The sequence below is a fragment of the Bradyrhizobium sp. AZCC 2289 genome (genome assembly GCF_036924615.1).
Classification (GTDB): domain Bacteria; phylum Pseudomonadota; class Alphaproteobacteria; order Rhizobiales; family Xanthobacteraceae; genus Bradyrhizobium.
The window spans coordinates 253,350-268,101 of sequence record NZ_JAZHRY010000001.1; the positions used below are offsets into that span (position 1 = coordinate 253,350).

Genomic DNA, 14,752 nt, shown 5'->3' on the forward strand with positions numbered 1-14,752 from the left:
CGGAAATCCGCTGTTACGCCCATTTAGATTTATCTACGCTTGCGCCTTATGTCTGAACCTCCTCCGAATTGATGGACACCTGTAGTAGGCTCGAGGAGCCAGGAGGTGTCGGATGGAAGCACGTCAACGTCGGTCGTTTACGAACGATTACAAGCGGCAAGCAGTCGATCTGGTGGCTTCGAGCGGTCGCTCGATCGGATCGGTGGCCAAGGAACTTGGCCTGCGCGATTCCGTATTGCGGCGCTGGGTGGAGCAGCGTGGGGCTGGGCGGGAGCCGACGGCACCGGCGCGGCGCCCCACAACGCAGGCGACGGTGCCGTCGGCGGACCACGCGGCGGAGATCGCTCGTTTGCAGCGAGAGAACGAACGGCTGCGCATGGAGCGCGACATTTTAAAAAAGTCGATCGCGATCTTTGCTGGGACGCGGACATGAGATTCCGTTTCATTGAAGATCGCCGCGCTGACTACCCGGTGTCACTGATGTGCGACGTGCTCGGTGTCTCGCCGGCCGGCTACTATGCCTGGCGCGCGCGCCCGGAGAGCCGGCGATCCGCCGCCAATCGTGCGCTCATCGACGACATCGAACGGGTCCACCGCGAGGCCTGCGGACGCTATGGCAGCCCGCGCATCCATGCCGAGCTGAGGGCCCAGGGCCGCGGGGCGAGCCGCGGTCGCATCGAGCGACTGATGCGCCGTCACGGGATCAGGGCCATCATGGCGCGGCCACGGCGAGTGCGCACCACCGACAGCCGTCACGACTTCCCGATCGCCCCGAATCTGCTCGAGCGGAACTTCACCGCCGCCGCGCCGAACCGGATCTGGCTCGCCGACATCACCTACGTCGAGACTGATCAGGGCTGGCTCTATCTGGCCACCGTCATGGACCTGTACAGCCGCAAGATCGTCGGCTGGGCGATGGCGGATCACTTGCGCGCCGACCTGCCATTGGCGGCTTTGCGGATGGCCATTGCAGCACAGCGGCCTGGTGCCGGCCTGATCCACCATTCCGATCGGGGCGTTCAATATGCTTCGGCGGAGTATCGCAAAATGATGCAGTCTGCCGGCTTGCGGGCCTCAATGAGCCGCAAGGCCAACTGCTACGACAATGCCCCGATGGAAAGCTTCTTCCACACTCTCAAGACCGAGCTCGTCCATCACCGGCATTATGCAACACGGCAAGAAGCCACACGTGATATCTTTGCCTATGTCGAGGGCTTCTACAATCGAACGCGTCGTCACTCCGCCATCGGCTATCTCAGCCCGATCGAGATGGAGCTAAAAGCAGCTTAACCCTGTCCATTTTTTCGGGGGAAGATCAGTCGTAGTTGGATCAACTGCGCCCCTGATACAAACCGGAACACCACTGCCCCCTCTGTCCGCATTCTACGCTTTGTTTGCCCAGGCTTTCATTACATCGGTGCGGCTATTGTGTGAAAGGGAAGTGCCCTTGACGTGAGGGTTCATCTCATTACGCGGCGTTACATTTTTCGCTTCCGATGTCCGAATTGGTAGAGTCGAGGATGGGCGCGGTAGCTTGGGGCCTATGGCCAACGCCCCGTTTCCCATCCCCGCTCATCAGTAGGGTCGAGGACTGCGCGCCGGTTTAGGTCGAAGTTTGGGTTCCCTGTTGTCTCGCCCTTTCGTCTGCGAGTGTCCCACTATCTCGACCATGCCACGTCTCCAGCCCCCTCCACGTCGCACGCAACGTGCGGATTTCCCGCATTGCGCGCCCCCATTTGCTTCACGCCAAAGCTTATGGGACCTATCCTGCTGGGGCGATTTTCGGCCCGTCGCGTCGCAGGTGGCTCAGCCGATCTCCAAGACCACCCCTTCCCAGAACTGCCTGTTCGACGAATTCAGGCGGATCTATGATATGGGCTACGATCGGCAATTGAAGGCTTGCACCACCTTCCGCCCCAATCCGGCAAACTGGACGCTCTGAGCGAGGATAACGCGGCGTCGAGGCGCCTCATCGCTGCACGTTGGAGCGGTGGTCTGATCAGGAGGTCGCGATGAAGATTGAGAGCACCACATTCGGCGCGATTACGATTGACGGAACGACGTATCAGCACGACGTAGTCGTTCGCCTCTCCGGCGAAGTTGTAAAGCGGAAAAAGAAGTTATCAAAGAAGCTCTATGGTACCTCGCACGTGCTTTCAAAAGATGAGGCAAAATTTCTCTTCGAGAAGGGGTGCGACCAAGTCGTCATTGGTTCGGGTCAGATGGGCAACGTGCACCTATCACCGGATGCTGAAGCCTATTTCGAAAGAAAGGGCTGCGTGGTCCTGTTGAAGCCGACACCCGAGGCGATCCGGATGTTCAACCGGTCGCGCGCCAGGAGGATCGGGCTCTTTCACGTGACCTGTTGAAAGAAAGGCCCTGGTGAAGCTGTGCATCCAAGTTGGACCAGCCTGCTCGGCGCGCCGCTCCTCGCTTTTGTGTTGACCGTTGCGCCGTCGGTTTCGCCGGTGCACGCCGTTGAGGATGCTCGCAAGGTGAGCATGGTGTCCTTCGGACTTTTCGGCGATCAAGGCGTGTTTAGAAGCGAAGCGACCGGTGCAGCACAGGTCGTAGCGGGCCGTTTCGGGAGCGGCCCGATCAACGTGCAATATAATTCGAAGAAAGGCGGAGGTGCAACGATTGAAGGCCTGGCCATGTCCTTGCATGCGGCGGCCAATGGGATGGACGCCGACAACGACATTCTGTTTCTGATTCTCACCTCGCACGGCTCCCGCGCCGGCCTTGCAGTCAAGGCGGGGCGGCTTACGCAAACGCTCACGCCGTCTAATCTCGCCGACATGCTGGCGCGGACAGGCATGCGATATAAGGTGGTGGTCATCTCGGCCTGCTATTCCGGGGTCTTTATTCCTCGTCTCGCGAACCCCGATACGCTGGTAATCACGGCGGCCGATGCCGACCATCCGTCGTTCGGCTGCCGGGACAAAGCCAAGTGGACCTATTTCGGCAACGCCTTTTTCAATGTCGCACTCCGGCAAGCTAAAAGCCTGAAGGACGCCTTTGTTGTGGCGCGCACGCTCGTCAAAAAGCGAGAAGTGCACGAGCGCTTCGAGCCGTCGAATCCCCTAATGGCAGGCGGCGAAAACGTGCAGCCGTTGCTCATTGCGCGTCCTTGAGCGACCGGCCGCCTTCGCAGCCGACGTCCTAGCTGAAGCCAACGCTGCGCCTTATGTCCGCTTCGTGAACCTCCTCCGAATTGATGGACACCTGTAGTAGGCTCGAGGAGCCAGGAGGTGTCGTATGGAAGCACGTCAACGTCGGTCGTTTACGAACGATTACAAGCGGCAAGCAGTCGATCTGGTGGCTTCGAGCGGTCGCTCGATCGGATCGGTGGCCAAGGAACTTGGCCTGCGCGATTCCGTATTGCGGCGCTGGGTGGAGCAGCGTGGGGCTGGGCGGGAGCCGACGGCACCGGCGCGGCGCCCCACAACGCAGGCGATGGTGCCGTCGGCGGACCACGCGGCGGAGATCGCTCGTTTGCAGCGAGAGAACGAACGGCTGCGCATGGAGCGCGACATTTTAAAAAAGTCGATCGCGATCTTTGCTGGGACGCGGACATGAGATTCCGTTTCATTGAAGATCGCCGCGCTGACTACCCGGTGTCACTGATGTGCGACGTGCTCGGTGTCTCGCCGGCCGGCTACTATGCCTGGCGCGCGCGCCCGGAGAGCCGGCGATCCGCCGCCAATCGTGCGCTCGTCGACGACATCGAACGGGTCCACCGCGAGGCCTGCGGACGCTATGGCAGCCCGCGCATCCATGCCGAGCTGAGGGCCCAGGGCCGCGGGGCGAGCCGCGGTCGCATCGAGCGACTGATGCGCCGTCACGGGATCAGGGCCATCATGGCGCGGCCACGGCGGGTGCGCACCACCGACAGCCGTCACGACTTCCCGATTGCCCCGAATCTGCTCGAGCGGAACTTCACCGCCGCCGCGCCGAACCGGATCTGGCTCGCCGACATCACCTACGTCGAGACTGATCAGGGCTGGCTCTATCTGGCCACCGTCATGGACCTGTACAGCCGCAAGATCGTCGGCTGGGCGATGGCGGATCATTTGCGCGCCGACCTGCCATTGGCGGCTTTGCGGATGGCCATTGCAGCACAGCGGCCTGGTGCCGGCCTGATCCACCATTCCGATCGGGGCGTTCAATATGCCTCGGCGGAGTATCGCAAAATGATGCAGTCTGCCGGCTTGCGGGCCTCAATGAGCCGCAAGGCCAACTGCTACGACAATGCCCCGATGGAAAGCTTCTTCCACACTCTCAAGACCGAGCTCGTCCATCACCGGCATTATGCAACACGGCAAGAAGCCACACGTGATATCTTTGCCTATGTCGAGGGCTTCTACAATCGAACGCGTCGTCACTCCGCCATCGGCTATCTCAGCCCGATCGAGATGGAGCTAAAAGCAGCTTAACCCTGTCCATTTTTTCGGGGGAAGATCATCGCGCCAAAAGCCGCCTTTGAGAATTCCGGTACAGTTAATCTGAACACGAAGCGGCTCGTTTCGCTATTCTAGGTAGGGCGCGAGCACATTTTCGATCCATTTCATGAATGCGCGGACTCGGCGCGACAGGTTGCGCCGATGTGCTACGACGAGGGACACGGCGAGGGCCCGGCGACGAAAATTGGGTATGATCTCCACAAGCGCTCCACTCTCTAAGTATCGGCCAATCCCCAAGAGTGGCGCCTGAATCAGGCCAAGGCCGGCGAGGGCAGCGGCTTCGTAGGTCTGCGCGCTGTTGACGTGTAGCGCTCCTGGCAACTGAAGCGTCGCGTAGCTGTCGCCGTCCGGATATTCCCATCCATAGGGTCTTGCGCCCAGCATCGTCGAAAAATGAATTGTCCGATGTTTCTGACGTTGGAGATCTTCTAGCGATCGAGGCACTCCAAAGCGCGCTAGATAGGCGGGACTGGCAGCGTTGACCATGCGCAACAAGCCCAGTGGGCGGGCAATCAGCGTCTCGTCCCCTACGGGTCCAAGCCGCAATACACAGTCGACCCCCTCTTGAACCAGATCGACTTGCCGATCCGTACTCGACACCTCCAGCTCCAACTCGGGATGAGTCGCCATGAAATCCGGCAAGGCCGGCACGATCGTTGTGCGCGCCACCTCGGTCGGAAGATCGACCCGTAAACGCCCGCGAAGTGCCACGCGATCGCCTGCGAACATCGAGTGTAGGTCATCGACTTCAGCAAGCAGATCGCGGGCACGTGCATGAAATACCCGTCCGTCTTCCGTCAACTGCACGCTACGCGTCGTCCGGTGCAGAAGCCTGACACCTACATCTTCTTCCAGCTTCCGGACCGCCGTTGAGGCCCTTCCCTTCTGAATGCCCAGGCTATCGGCTGCGCGGGTGAAGCTCCCCATTTCCGCTACCGTTATGAAAATCAGGATGGGTTCGAGATTCTGCATTTTCATGCCTCGGTATTGTTTACCGCAGAGAGAACAGTGAGTTCATTTCCTCGGTGTTTATCATACCTAAGAGACACAGTACGGTCCGAATATGGGATCCCCCCATCGGAGAATGACAAGTGTCCGAAACTATGAACCTGCGTCAGGTGCCTGAAACTATGACCTTGCATCGGGCCCTGTGGGCCGGCCGGATAATGAGCGCGTTTGTCGTTATCGCTCTGGTGGCAGATGGCACTATTCAGCTTTTCGCGCCGGCACAGATCGCGAGCATGTTGCAGGAAACCGGGTTCGCGATGGACCTGACCCGTGTCGTGGGTCCGATCTTACTCGCCTGCGCCATCCTTTACGCCATCCCGGCCACCGCCGTCCTCGGCGCGATCCTAGCGACGGGCTTTTTGGGAGGTGCCATCTGCGCGCATGTCCGCATTGGTGAGTTGGGGTCGCCGCCGGAAATCATTTCCCTGCTTCTGGGCGCGATGACATGGGGCGGCCTCTATGCGCGCGATCCCCGAATCCGGGCCATTCTGCCGCTCATCCGTTGAACCAACAGGGGCAGTGCTCTGTCCCTCAAGATCAGGAGAAAACGCATGTTTTTAGTAACGGGAATCACGGGAAAAGTGGGCGGCGCAACGGCAGAACATCTGTTGGCGCACGGCAAGGAAGTACGCGCGCTAGTCCGCAATCGCGAGAAGGCGTCAAGCTGGGCGAACCAGGGCGTGGAACTGGTTGACGGTGATTGGAATGATTCGGCAGCCATCGAGCGGGCGCTCAAAGGCGTCGAAGGCGCGTTTGTCATGTTGCCGGCTGTCTGGGCCCCCTCGCCCGATTACAAAGAAGCCAAGGGCGTGATTGCGAACTATGTCGAGGCGCTCACCAAGGCAGCGCCACCGCGGGTGGTAGCGCTTTCGTCGATGGGTGCGAACAGGACCAGCGGGCTTGGGATGATCACGGCCTTGTCGCTTCTGGAGCAAGGTTTTCGCGACCTGATATCGCCAATCGCATTTGTGCGCGCAGGTGGATTCTTCGAAAACTTCCTCTACGGCTTGCAGGTCGCCCAGGGCGGAACGCTACCGGTCTACTACAATCCGACAAACCGGAAATCGCCCATGGTCGCGACGAACGACATCGGCGCGGAGGTCGCAACCCTTTTGACCGGGCCAGCGTGGTCAGGGCAGCGCGTCGTCGAGCTTGGTTCGATGGTCACCGCGGATGAAGTCGCGGAGCAATTGGGTGAAGTCCTGAATCTCGACGTGAAAGCCTTTGCAGTCCCGCGTGCAGGGTGGGCGGAAGCGTTCGAGCAATTCGGCGTCCCAAAGGGCCACACCGGACCTGCCGAAGAAATGTTTGAGGCCGTGAATGCAGGATGGATGGACCTCGGAGTCGAGGGTACGGAGCACGTAGCGGGTACGACGTCCGCACGCGACGTCTTCGCTGCGGCCCAGAAGGCCGCGACGGCGTGAACCGCGACGTTCACACACGGCTGATCGTCCGCAACGCCCTAGCGAAAGGCCATTCCGTCGTTGTCCTGGTTCGCTCGAAGGCCCGTGCCCTGGATCTCCCCGGGAGCAGCAGACATGATCGAGGGCGTTGCTCGATCGCCTCACCCACTACTGGGACATCGTCGAAACCGGCAACGAGAGCTGGCGCTTCAAGAATCGCGCCTAGCGTTCCCGCGTTCGCCCCGGCTGCGCAATCCCGACCAGCTGCGCCGGGGCAAGCGCTACCGCTCCTGCCAGCCGTAACATGAGGGTCCCTCTTGGGTGAAAATCTAGGGTCCCGTTTCAACGTTCATTGACACACGTCAACGCAATGAGCATTGCAGTGGTCGAATGACCAGTCGGCTTTGCGCCATTCTACCGAAGACGGCAAATTGGCGAACGTCCGATTCGCGCCAGAAGCGGTCTCTCACTCCGATCGATGCGAGACCATTCGATTGATCAAGATACGTGAACCAGCGATTTCGCGACTTCACGCGTGCAGTTTAAGAAGGATTGGACCGCAGCGCTGAGCGTTCGGTTCCTCAGGAACACGATCTCGGCCGAAATTCGCGGGCCCGGGGATTTTAGCGGCAAAACCCTCAAAGCGGCCTGGTGCACGCCTAATGTCGCGACGGACGTCGGGAGAATTCCTACAAATTCTCCACTCGCAATGAGCGACACCGTGAGCTGAATCGCTATGGTTTTGACCAGCGGCTTCGGTGGTGCAAAACCATTGGCTCGAAATACCTCGCTGACGAGCGCGCCTGGCGCGCCGTCATAGGGTGGCAAGACCCAATTGCCCTTGATGATGTCCGTCAAGGTAAGTCGGCGCTTTCGCGCCAGTTCGCTGTGGGCGCCCACGACAAAGACAAAGGGTTCATCGAACAAGACTTCGGAGTGGAAATCGTCCTGCTGTCCCGTGGCCCTCGTCATCAGCAGATCGATTTTGCGTTCACGCAATTCCTGGATCTGATGTTCACCCGGATTCGTCAGCTTCACGTCAAGCTGGACACCGGGATACTTCCCCGAAAATTTTCGCACGATTAGCGGCACTAGGCTGTGTAGAATGATGTCGGTGCACCCCAGCCTCACCTCGCCTGTGTTCGGATCGGACAGATGTTCGAGCGAGCGAAGGCCCTGCTGCATTTCGTCGAAGACGTTGATGCCGCAGCGAAGCAGCACTTCGCCATGGGCGGTGAGTTCGACGCCCTGCGAATTACGGTCGAACAAGCGCACCCCGAGGGCGCCTTCGATTTCGGATATCGCTTTCGAGACTGCGGGATGGGAAATCCTCAGCCTGGCCGCCGCCTTAGCCATGCTGCCGGTGTCGGCAACCGTCATGAGGATATGAAGGTCACGCAACTTCAATCGGCGGCCGATTCGATCCGACCAATCCATGTTCTGGCCTTAACCTAGAGGTTACAGGGATACCCCAATTTTCGGTCTACCAGATAATACTTGGGCCGACCAGAGTGACGGCGGTTCGATAATTTACCGGACCGGAAGTGAGGGCGATGCCATGATCACAAAACGAAGCCTGTTATCGCTGGCGTGCACCGGTGGCCTCGCCGCCATTTTCCCGGACGCGATCCGCACTGCCGCAGCCGAGGCCGTTTCACGCATGCTGGTGGGCTTCGGCGCCGGCGGCGCGATTGACGTAGTCGCCCGAATGCTGGTTGAGGGAATGAAGGATTACGCACCTTCATTCATCGTCGACAATCGTCCTGGCGCCGGCGGGCGTCTGGCGCTCGGCGCGCTGAAAAACAGCCCGTCCGACGGCACCGCGATGATCCTGACGCCCGCCTCCTGCGTCGCGGTATTCCCCCACGTCTACAAGTCGCTTCGCTATGACGCGTTCAAGGACTTCGCTCCCGTCACCACTGTCTGCTCGTTTCCATTTCTGATCACGGTAGGCCCGTTGGTGCCTGCCGATGTCCGGACACTGGCCGACTTCGTGAAATGGTGCGCGGCCAATCCCAAACAGGCGACCTACGGCACGGCGGCGGCGGGATCGATGTTGCATTTCACCGGGGTGAGCCTGGCCAAGGCCGGCCGGTTCGAGTTCGTCCATCTGCCTTATGGCGGTCCGGGCGGCATCCAGGACCTGATCGGCGGTCGGATTGCCGCAACGATCTATCCGATCGGCACGGCGCTGCCGCACGTGCAATCCGGCGCCGTCCGCGCGCTGGCGACAACCGGCGCGCGACGATCCCCGCTGCTCGCCGATGTGCCTACCGTTCAGGAGGCCGGATATCCTGCATTGGAAGCCAATGAATGGTTTGGCGTCTTTGTTCCGGCCAATACACCGGCTGAAACGGTAACCCGCCTCAATGGCGCGATCCGCGCGTTGGTCAACACCGACGCGTTCAAAGCTGCCCTAGCCAAGCTTGCCGTCGACCCCGTCGCTGAAACGCCGAAGGAATTTGCGCAACTGGTCAAATCCGACTTCGACCGCTGGGGACCGATCGTGCAGGCCTCCGGCTTCACGCCCGAGGATTGAAGCGATTCATGGGCAATTCAAATGGAACGCGCCGGCACCAGACGCCGGACCAGATTCTCGGACCCTATTTCCCAACAGGGCATGCGCCGGTCCCGCAGTCCGACCTGACCTCGGTCAACGGGATCGATGGGTTGGCGCAGGGAGAGATCATCGAAGTGACCGGGAGGATCCTCAATCTCGCCGGCGAACCTGCACGCGCCGTACCCGTCACGATCTGGCAGGCCAACAGCTTTGGCCGCTACGTTCACGTCAACGACTCCAACCCCGCGCCGCTCGACCCACATTTCGTCGGTTGTGTCGGCATTCGATCCGACGATGACGGCGTCTACCGGATCAAGACAGTGAAGCCCGGGGCCTATCCCGCAGGTCCGGACTGGATACGGCCGCCGCACGTTCATTTCGAGGTTCACGGCCGGTTCGAACGGCTCATCACCCAGATGTATTTTCCCGACGAGCCGCTCAATGCGTGCGACCGGCTGCTCAACGCCGCGCTGCGTCCGGACTTGCTGATCGCAACGCCGGTTCCATCGCAAGCTGGATCCGGCCGCGTGCTGAATTTCGATATTGTTCTTGCGCGGGGATAGACGTTCTTCTGTCGGTAAGACAGAAGCATGTCGGTAGGCAATGTTGCGACTGGCTGCTTTGCGCCGATAGTGTTGCAAAACTCGTTTTTCTGAAGGTGTCAAAAATTCTGAGGGCCGCAGGCGCGGTTTTCGTGTAGAGATCTGAGGGACCTCATCGCGCCACGCAAAACTCATAGGCGACTTCGGTAGCGCGACTGAGGTTATCCGAGTCGTCGATAGCTTCGCGTTTTAATGTTTCACCAAAAATTCGGACTGATGCAACTTTCGACTTTTGCAACAGTATCCGCCAGAAGCAGCCATTAAAAAATCAGACGTGCGAGATGTCCGCTTTTCACCCGGAAGCAAAAACGCTTCACTCACGGCGCTAGATCAGCTTTGGGCCGATATTGTTGAAAAAGTCTTCTTGGGGTGACGAACGAAAATTCTCAGAGCCGCTGATGCGCTTTACGCGCGGCGACGTGAGGGACCATATCGTTTCATCCAAAATCGATCGCCGACCTCCGTAGTGGCGCTGACAAGCGATGCAGCTGCAGAGAAGTCGAAAGATCGACTTTCGCAAGATTTGTAGGGTTGTTCGATTTTCGACTTTTGCAACAATATCGGCCAAAGCCCGACATTACTCGATGAGTTCAAAACCGCGCATATCGTCGCCAAGGTTCGTGAACCGACAGGTGGCGCAACCCTGCTGTCAACGGAATTACTGGTTTGCCCCTCCGGCGGCGGAGGCCACGTATTTCGTGTAGAATTCAGCAACCCGCGCGCGCCACATGCCGACGAATGCCTCCGATGTCACCTTATCCACCGATTTCCACGCCTGCCTGAAGGCCGGAAGGGTATTGCCCCAGATCGCACGTTTGCACCACTTCTCGCCCTTCTCCCGGCCTTCGCTAGTGGCGCACATGGATTTCCAGGCGACGCGACCGGGCTGGCTGATGTGCTCGGCGGCGCCTTCCCAGCCCTGCTGATGGATCAGGTAAAGATCGCTCAAGTCCGGCTTCCGGTGCGTGATCCACTCGAACAGGATACCTTCGGTAATTACCTTGTAGGCGGCCGCAACGGCGTTGTCTCGGGGACTGCGAATCTGCCCAAAGCCGAATTTGCCGAACTCATATTCGCTCAGCTGAAACAGGCCGATATACGACCCGGTGCGTTGACTGGGGTTGAAACCGGATTCGATCTTGGCAACCGCTTTCATAAAATTGGAATCGAGACCTAAAGCGTCGGAAGCGCGCTTGATCTCGTCGACCGGCGTTCCGACCGGGATGTCCTTGAGTGAACGCAGGACGATCTCCGCCGGCTTCTCGGCGGGCGGCAGTTCGGACCAGACGTAGTAGATTAGATACCGGAAATCCTGCGTCAACAACGCCGTCTTGGGGGCATCGTCGGACGCATCGCGTGCTGCCAGCAGCGGCTGGGCGATATCCTGATGGCCCAGCGACGCCAATTTTGGCCCGATGGGATAATCGGTGATTTCGGCTGCGGCCATCAACGGTCCGGGACCTGCTGACGTCACTGAGCCAGGCTCTGCTCGAAGCGCTATTGCAAGTTTGGCCGATGCCTCCGCGTACAGCGCAGGCGCCACCGCGTTCGCTGCCGCTTCCGGCATTGCATCCGGCACCGTCGCGACCGGCCTGTTTCCGCCAGCCAGATAAAATCCTATGAATGCGATAAGACCCACGATGCAGGTCGTCTGCAAAGCCTTCATTGCCCCAACTCAATGGATGGCTTCCGTAAGAAGCCTATTCGCATGTCCTTTGGCCTGTAATGAGTCCCATGCAGAATCTTATTATTGGAATGTGGAGCGAAAGCCGACTTTCAGCTCGCCACGCGTTGGATCTTCTCCCGCCATGTGCCAACAGGCGACATGGAGGCCCCACGGCAACGTATCGATATCGCTCCATCCAGGAGAACGTTCAGGATGAGGCGGTATGGTCAATGATCGGTAAACCTCAGCTGAAGCGGCAGGACAAGGTCAGCTTCGCGCCAGAAGCTGACTTAAAAGCGGCGATCCGATTGTTGCAGACCGAGGACGGAGGACCGAGTTACTGGACCTCGGCAATCTTCGGTCCAGATGACAGCATCTGCGCGTTAGTTGCCGAGGGCCGATTCGATGGCAATGCCGGGTCCGGCAATCGGAAAGCAGCGTCGGGCGGTACTCCCTGCGACGGTCGACGGGCAGCGGTCGTCGGAAGCACGATTACCTTCGCTCCGACTTTCACCCGCTCGTAAAGGTCCACGACGTCCTCATTGGTCAGCCGGATACAGCCGGACGAAACCCGCTTCCCTATCGTATCGGGCTTGTTGGTGCCGTGAATTCTATATTCGGTCTCGCCTAGATACATCGCCCGAGCGCCGAGCGGGTTGCCGGGACCGCCTGCCATAAACCGCGGCAGATAAGGCTGACGCACAAGCATCTCTGCAGGGGGACGCCAATCGGGCCATTCTGTCTTACGGGCCACCGTCTGTTCACCGGACCATGTGAAACCTTCGCGGCCAACGCCGATGCCGTAGCGCATCGCTTGCGTGTCGTTCAGCACGAAATAAAGGAATGCGTTTTTGGTATCGATGATCACGGTGCCCGGCATCTGGTGGCTGGCGTAGTCAACCACCTGCCGAATAAATGATCCGGGAACGTCAGCGACTTTTGGTGCTTCGACCGGAATCGGAGCCGGAGCTAACGCTGATGCATGAACTGGAGTTGACACGTAAACCGGAGTTGACGACGCTGGGGTTTGATGCGCGGACGGCTTTCGTATCGGTTGCACGCTCGTCGGGCGAGACAGCAAACTGTACCCCAATGCGGCGACCGCCACGGCGCCAATTGCAACTCTCCCGACCATCGGTAGTGCGAGCGTCTCTGCCTTTCCACGTTTGGCCCGCTTACTCATATCTTTCCCCAGGTCACGTTGCCTGGAAGGAGTACCCAGCAAAATTTAACAAACTTCGAAGCGATTTCGCTCAGATTGGAACTGTTGGCGGTGGTTAACGCCAAACTCTTGTTCGGCAACATAAAAAGTGGGCGGAGCGCTCTTTCGCTAACGGCCGCTTCGCGCCAGAAGCGGTCGGTCGCCACCCACCAGGACAATCGAGCACTCAGTCTTGTCGGCTAACTGATTGGCGATCTCGGCATGACTCGAACACGCGACCTGCGGTTTAGGAAACCATTCAGTCTGGTCGATGCCAGGCGTGCTTCGATCAGGATCGGACTTGATCCGGCGATTAATTCATCAGTTCTGCCGGGCTGAAGTTGCCGATTGCGCCAGGTTAAAGCCGCCGCCCGCCCTCCCCCAGGGCAGATATTCGGGAGACGCTTGGCCGCGCTTAGGGGAACTAAGGAGATGCAAGAGAGGCTATCATCGCGAACCACTCACCCAGATCGGAGGGACGTGCTGCCAGACCTTGTTGCGATGAGAAACTGCAAGTCACTAAAACCTAGTGAGCCATTCTTCAGGTCCGTCAACCCACTCTCGTTGATTGTCGGAATAACATCAAAGACATCGAAATTGCTATGAGCGCGCAGATGCCCAATCAGGCTGTGCCTTTCTCGCTTCGAGCCACCGAAATCGATCAACAGCAACCGGCCGTTCGCCTTGAGCGTCCCGGTTCCACAGCCGATATCCGGCACCGCTTCGCAAGGCCGTATTTCGGCAAGTTCAACCGTCTTCTCGCGATAGGTGCGCTCAGATCCGCGCCAAATGATGTTCAGCAGAAGGTCGTCTGCAAAGGCCCACCGGAACACTCGGCCATTCGATTGGGCGTGAGGCGCGCTGGTCGCTCCGTTGGCCTCGTTCATTGCGCACCCTCATTTGCCATCGTCCCTATCGCATGCTTGGCGGACTTGAGCTTGACCATGATCACGACGTGAACCAGTAGGTCGACGGGAACCAGCATCGCGGGCACGAAGATCCAAGGCAACGTCCCCATGACCAGCGTGCCCGGCCCTTCCGTGAACACGCGGAATGCCGTGCCCGGAACCGACAGCACAGCAAGCGTAAGGGCGGTGAGCAGGTCGAGCAGTCCGAACGCGTTCCAGACGCCGAGCCATCGCTTTGGTATTTTGATCCCACGTCCGAACAGGGCCAAGAACAGCAGCGCGATGGCACCGGTAATGATCTCGCCGATGGCGGCAACAGGCGCGAACGGCGCCGACAGTCGCCCATCGAGTTGGGAGGACAGGGCAGCATCATCGCCATCAACGAAATCCGCCGTGTGCTCGCTGAGTTGGTGAAGGAAGACCTGTCGGAAGTCGGAGACGATGTTGCGGTCCCGCGCGAACTCATGCTGCAATTTGTTGTGGACACCTTCCTCACCGCCCTGACATGGTGCCTCGAGAAAAGGCCGAAATTGGCGCCTTCCCAGATCAACGACATGTTCCGTCATTTGGTGACCCGAGGCATCGGACGGGCGATTGTCGCGAATGGCCGCTGACGCGCACGAAGCCGTCAACGCCTTGCTGTCGCAAGTTGACGGGGTATGAAGCAGACCTTCACAGTCGGGCAGGGCGCGCTCGCCCCCCGTGGAGGCGTTCTGAGTGTCGCGAAACGCCGAAGCTTTCGCCGGTCGGCCGCAGACCTCGGGGTGACTCCATCGGCGATTAGCCAGGCGGTCCGCGCATTTGGGGCGCGCGTCGGCACAGCGTGCTTCGCGCGCACGACGCGCAGCGTCGGCCTGACCGAGGCTGGCGAACGATTCCGGTCGCGCGCAAAGCCTGCCTTCGATGAATGGTCACGTCCCCCAGTGTCACTGCTGAATGGC

Annotated in this window: 15 protein-coding genes and 2 pseudogenes; 11 read left to right on the forward strand and 6 right to left on the reverse strand. The window is 59.6% G+C overall.

Annotated elements, in window-relative coordinates; all coding sequences use genetic code 11:
* Window positions 1-112 precede the first annotated feature (112 nt).
* The 5 genes from V1289_RS01365 (at window position 113) to V1289_RS01385 (ending at window position 4,436) form a co-directional block, all read left to right on the forward strand.
* A protein-coding gene (locus V1289_RS01365) for an IS3 family transposase (protein WP_442895933.1) occupies window positions 113-1,290 on the forward strand; the annotation gives its coding sequence in 2 pieces (ribosomal slippage) (window positions 113-404 and window positions 404-1,290; 1,179 coding nt in all).
* 511 nt (window positions 1,291-1,801) lie between these two features.
* A complete protein-coding gene (locus V1289_RS01370) occupies window positions 1,802-1,942 on the forward strand; it encodes a hypothetical protein (RefSeq protein WP_334395316.1) in 141 nt (46 codons plus the stop codon).
* A gap of 70 nt (window positions 1,943-2,012) precedes the next feature.
* Window positions 2,013-2,369, forward strand: coding sequence for an Mth938-like domain-containing protein (locus V1289_RS01375; protein WP_334395317.1), 357 nt, complete (start codon window positions 2,013-2,015; stop codon window positions 2,367-2,369).
* 132 nt (window positions 2,370-2,501) lie between these two features.
* Complete coding sequence (locus V1289_RS01380; RefSeq protein ID WP_334407206.1) at window positions 2,502-3,134, forward strand: C13 family peptidase; 633 nt, start codon at window positions 2,502-2,504, stop codon at window positions 3,132-3,134.
* Window positions 3,135-3,258: 124 nt separating this feature from the next.
* Window positions 3,259-4,436 (forward strand): IS3 family transposase gene (locus V1289_RS01385; RefSeq protein ID WP_442895934.1). Its coding sequence is split into 2 segments (ribosomal slippage): window positions 3,259-3,550 and window positions 3,550-4,436, totalling 1,179 coding nucleotides; the frame shifts between segments, so codons are not numbered across the junction.
* Window positions 4,437-4,529: 93 nt separating this feature from the next.
* Here V1289_RS01385 and V1289_RS01390 read toward each other — a convergent pair.
* The gene (locus V1289_RS01390) at window positions 4,530-5,435 is read right to left on the reverse strand and encodes a LysR substrate-binding domain-containing protein (RefSeq protein ID WP_334395319.1); all 906 of its coding nucleotides are present in this window, start codon (window positions 5,433-5,435) and stop codon (window positions 4,530-4,532) included.
* A gap of 119 nt (window positions 5,436-5,554) precedes the next feature.
* Here V1289_RS01390 and V1289_RS01395 point away from each other — a divergent pair, with 119 nt between their 5' ends.
* From V1289_RS01395 to V1289_RS01405, 3 genes and pseudogenes are all read left to right on the forward strand, one after another.
* A complete protein-coding gene (locus tag V1289_RS01395) occupies window positions 5,555-5,977 on the forward strand; it encodes a DoxX family protein (RefSeq protein WP_334395320.1) in 423 nt (140 codons plus the stop codon).
* 45 nt (window positions 5,978-6,022) lie between these two features.
* The gene (locus tag V1289_RS01400; RefSeq protein ID WP_334395321.1) at window positions 6,023-6,895 is read left to right on the forward strand and encodes an NmrA family NAD(P)-binding protein; all 873 of its coding nucleotides are present in this window, start codon (window positions 6,023-6,025) and stop codon (window positions 6,893-6,895) included.
* A gap of 124 nt (window positions 6,896-7,019) precedes the next feature.
* Window positions 7,020-7,100, forward strand: a pseudogene (locus V1289_RS01405) (ATPase); the annotation flags it as partial.
* Window positions 7,101-7,372: 272 nt separating this feature from the next.
* On the opposite strand, the gene V1289_RS01410 reads toward V1289_RS01405, so the two are convergent.
* Window positions 7,373-8,311, reverse strand: a complete 939-nt coding sequence (locus tag V1289_RS01410; RefSeq protein ID WP_442895935.1) for a LysR family transcriptional regulator — start codon at window positions 8,309-8,311, stop codon at window positions 7,373-7,375.
* 121 nt (window positions 8,312-8,432) lie between these two features.
* Here V1289_RS01410 and V1289_RS01420 point away from each other — a divergent pair, with 121 nt between their 5' ends.
* Together V1289_RS01420 and V1289_RS01425 are read left to right on the forward strand one after the other, a co-directional pair.
* Entirely contained in the window at window positions 8,433-9,413 is a 981-nt protein-coding gene (locus V1289_RS01420; RefSeq protein WP_334395324.1) for a tripartite tricarboxylate transporter substrate-binding protein, read from the forward strand.
* A gap of 8 nt (window positions 9,414-9,421) precedes the next feature.
* On the forward strand, window positions 9,422-9,997 hold the full coding sequence (locus tag V1289_RS01425; protein WP_334395325.1) for a dioxygenase family protein: 576 nt from the start codon (window positions 9,422-9,424) through the stop codon (window positions 9,995-9,997).
* Between the two features lie 697 nt (window positions 9,998-10,694).
* On the opposite strand, the gene V1289_RS01430 is transcribed toward V1289_RS01425, so the two are convergent.
* The 4 genes from V1289_RS01430 to V1289_RS01445 form a co-directional block, all read right to left on the reverse strand.
* Complete coding sequence (locus V1289_RS01430; RefSeq protein ID WP_334395326.1) at window positions 10,695-11,483, reverse strand: transglycosylase; 789 nt, start codon at window positions 11,481-11,483, stop codon at window positions 10,695-10,697.
* Window positions 11,484-12,039: 556 nt separating this feature from the next.
* Window positions 12,040-12,885 carry a L,D-transpeptidase gene (locus tag V1289_RS01435; protein ID WP_334395327.1) on the reverse strand — a complete coding sequence of 282 codons (846 nt, stop codon included), beginning with the start codon at window positions 12,883-12,885 and terminating at the stop codon, window positions 12,040-12,042.
* Window positions 12,886-13,364: 479 nt separating this feature from the next.
* Window positions 13,365-13,790 (reverse strand): hypothetical protein, encoded by a 426-nt coding sequence (locus V1289_RS01440; protein WP_334395328.1) that lies wholly within the window; start codon window positions 13,788-13,790, stop codon window positions 13,365-13,367.
* Window positions 13,787-14,377: a hypothetical protein gene (locus tag V1289_RS01445; protein ID WP_334395329.1), complete on the reverse strand. Its 591-nt coding sequence runs from the start codon at window positions 14,375-14,377 to the stop codon at window positions 13,787-13,789. The genes V1289_RS01440 and V1289_RS01445 overlap by 4 nt, the downstream gene beginning before the upstream one ends.
* Window positions 14,378-14,470: 93 nt before the next feature.
* Here V1289_RS01445 and V1289_RS01450 point away from each other — a divergent pair.
* Window positions 14,471-14,719, forward strand: a pseudogene (locus tag V1289_RS01450) (LysR family transcriptional regulator); the annotation flags it as partial.
* Window positions 14,720-14,752 lie beyond the last annotated feature (33 nt).

What these genes read in the sequence shown, in the direction of transcription:
- V1289_RS01375 (WP_334395317.1), top strand. Translation starts at nt 2,013, where the DNA reads ATGAAGATTGAGAGCACCACATTCGGCGCGATTACGATTGACGGAACG.
- V1289_RS01380 (WP_334407206.1), top strand. Translation starts at nt 2,502, where the DNA reads ATGGTGTCCTTCGGACTTTTCGGCGATCAAGGCGTGTTTAGAAGCGAA.
- V1289_RS01390 (WP_334395319.1), bottom strand. Translation starts at nt 5,435, where the DNA reads ATGCAGAATCTCGAACCCATCCTGATTTTCATAACGGTAGCGGAAATG.
- V1289_RS01400 (WP_334395321.1), top strand. Translation starts at nt 6,023, where the DNA reads ATGTTTTTAGTAACGGGAATCACGGGAAAAGTGGGCGGCGCAACGGCA.
- V1289_RS01410 (WP_442895935.1), bottom strand. Translation starts at nt 8,311, where the DNA reads ATGGATTGGTCGGATCGAATCGGCCGCCGATTGAAGTTGCGTGACCTT.
- V1289_RS01420 (WP_334395324.1), top strand. Translation starts at nt 8,433, where the DNA reads ATGATCACAAAACGAAGCCTGTTATCGCTGGCGTGCACCGGTGGCCTC.
- V1289_RS01425 (WP_334395325.1), top strand. Translation starts at nt 9,422, where the DNA reads ATGGGCAATTCAAATGGAACGCGCCGGCACCAGACGCCGGACCAGATT.
- V1289_RS01430 (WP_334395326.1), bottom strand. Translation starts at nt 11,483, where the DNA reads ATGGCCGCAGCCGAAATCACCGATTATCCCATCGGGCCAAAATTGGCG.
- V1289_RS01435 (WP_334395327.1), bottom strand. Translation starts at nt 12,885, where the DNA reads ATGAGTAAGCGGGCCAAACGTGGAAAGGCAGAGACGCTCGCACTACCG.
- V1289_RS01440 (WP_334395328.1), bottom strand. Translation starts at nt 13,790, where the DNA reads ATGAACGAGGCCAACGGAGCGACCAGCGCGCCTCACGCCCAATCGAAT.
- V1289_RS01445 (WP_334395329.1), bottom strand. Translation starts at nt 14,377, where the DNA reads ATGACGGAACATGTCGTTGATCTGGGAAGGCGCCAATTTCGGCCTTTT.